The sequence below is a fragment of the Streptomyces sp. NPDC032745 genome (assembly GCF_055579465.1).
The window spans coordinates 1-1,748 of record NZ_JBVING010000044.1; the positions used below are offsets into that span (position 1 = coordinate 1).

Annotated in this window: 1 protein-coding gene; it reads left to right on the plus strand. The window is 69.3% G+C overall.

The genetic code is table 11. The features are described from left to right. A partial coding sequence (locus ACZ5WG_RS40780) for a non-ribosomal peptide synthetase (RefSeq protein WP_468729701.1) occupies nucleotides 1-1,748 on the plus strand: 1,748 nt, incomplete at both ends.

A 1,748-nucleotide genomic window follows, 5' to 3' on the forward strand; every position in this document is an offset into this window, starting at 1 on the left:
ACGGACCTGTCGGGCAATCCGACGTTCCGTGAGCTGATCGCCCGGGTCCGGGAGAACGCCCTCGCCGCGTACGCCCATCAGGACGTGCCCTTCGAGCGGCTGGTGGAGGTGCTGAACCCCACCCGGTCCATGTCCCGCCACCCCCTCTTCCAGACCGTCCTCACCTGGAACAGCGAGGAGCGTGCCGCCCTCGACAACCTGAGGGAACTTCCCGACCTGAGCGTGCTCCCGCAGGACTTCGCCGGCACCAACGCCAAGTTCGACCTGCAGTTCTCCCTGGAGGACACGTTCGGCGACGACGGGTCACCCGCAGGGCTCCGCGGAGGACTCGACTACAGCACCGACCTCCACGACCACGCCACGGCCGCTTCCTACGCCGATTGGTTCGTGCGCCTGCTGGGCTCCCTCCTCGTCGAGCCGGACCGTCCCGTCCTGCACCACGACCTCGTCAACGACGCCGAACGCGACCGGCTGCTGGCCATGGGCGCGAGCGCGGCGGACACGGCACACGAGGACACCACCGAAGAGGGACCGTCCCTGCCGGAGCTGTTCGAGGCGCAGGTTGCCCGGACTCCGGATGCCCCGGCGGTGACGTTCGAGGGTGCGACGCTCTCGTATGCGGAGCTGGACGCGGCGGCGGAGCGGCTGGCGCGGGTGCTGGTCGGGCAGGGTGCGGGTCCCGAGCGGTTCGTGGCGGTGGCGCTGCACCGTTCCCTCGACCTGGTCGTGGCGTTGCTGGCGGTGGTGAAGTCCGGGGCCGCCTACGTACCGGTGGACCCCGACTACCCCGCAGACCGCATCGCCTTCGTCCTCGAGGACGCGCGCCCCGAGCTGATCCTCAGCTCCACCGAAGCCGTCGCCCGACTGGCCGTCCCCGCCGGCGTACCGGTCGTACTGGTGGACGACCTTTCCCCTGCCGGTATGGACGCCGCAGCACGCCGAACACCCCCCGCCGCGAGCCCCGCCTACGTCATCTACACCTCGGGGTCCACCGGCCGCCCCAAGGGAGTCGTTGTGCCGCACCGCAACGTGGTGCGCCTGTTCACGGCGACCGACGCGCAGTTCGGCTTCGGCGCGGACGACGTGTGGACGCTGTTCCACTCGTACGCCTTCGACTTCTCCGTCTGGGAACTGTGGGGACCGCTGCTGCACGGCGGCCGGCTCGTCGTGGTTCCGCACGCGGTCAGCAGGACCCCGCGCGAATTCCTGGAGCTGCTCGTCCACGAACGCGTCACCGTCCTCAACCAGACGCCGTCCGCGTTCTACCAGCTGATGGCGGCCGACCGCGAAAGCGGCGATCTAGGCAGTGAACTGGCCCTCCGCTGGGTCGTGTTCGGTGGTGAGGCCCTCGACCCGGGACGTCTTACGGCCTGGTTCGAGAGGCACCCCGACACCGCCCCCGTCCTGGTCAACATGTACGGGATCACCGAGACGACCGTCCACGTGACAGCTCGGCGCGTGGACACGGCGGTCGCAGCCGGCGGAGCCCGCTCACCCATCGGCGAGGCCATCTCCGACCTGCGGCTCTACGTGCTGGACGGTGGCCTGTGTCCGGTTCCGGTGGGGGTTGCGGGTGAGCTGTATGTGGCGGGTGCTGGTCTGGCGCGCGGGTATCTGAACCGTCCTGCTCTGTCGGCTGAGCGTTTTGTGGCCGACCCGTTCACTGTTTCTGGTGGTGGGCGGATGTATCGCACGGGTGATGTGGTGCGGTGGCGTGTGGATGGGGAGTTGGAGTATTTGGGTCGTGC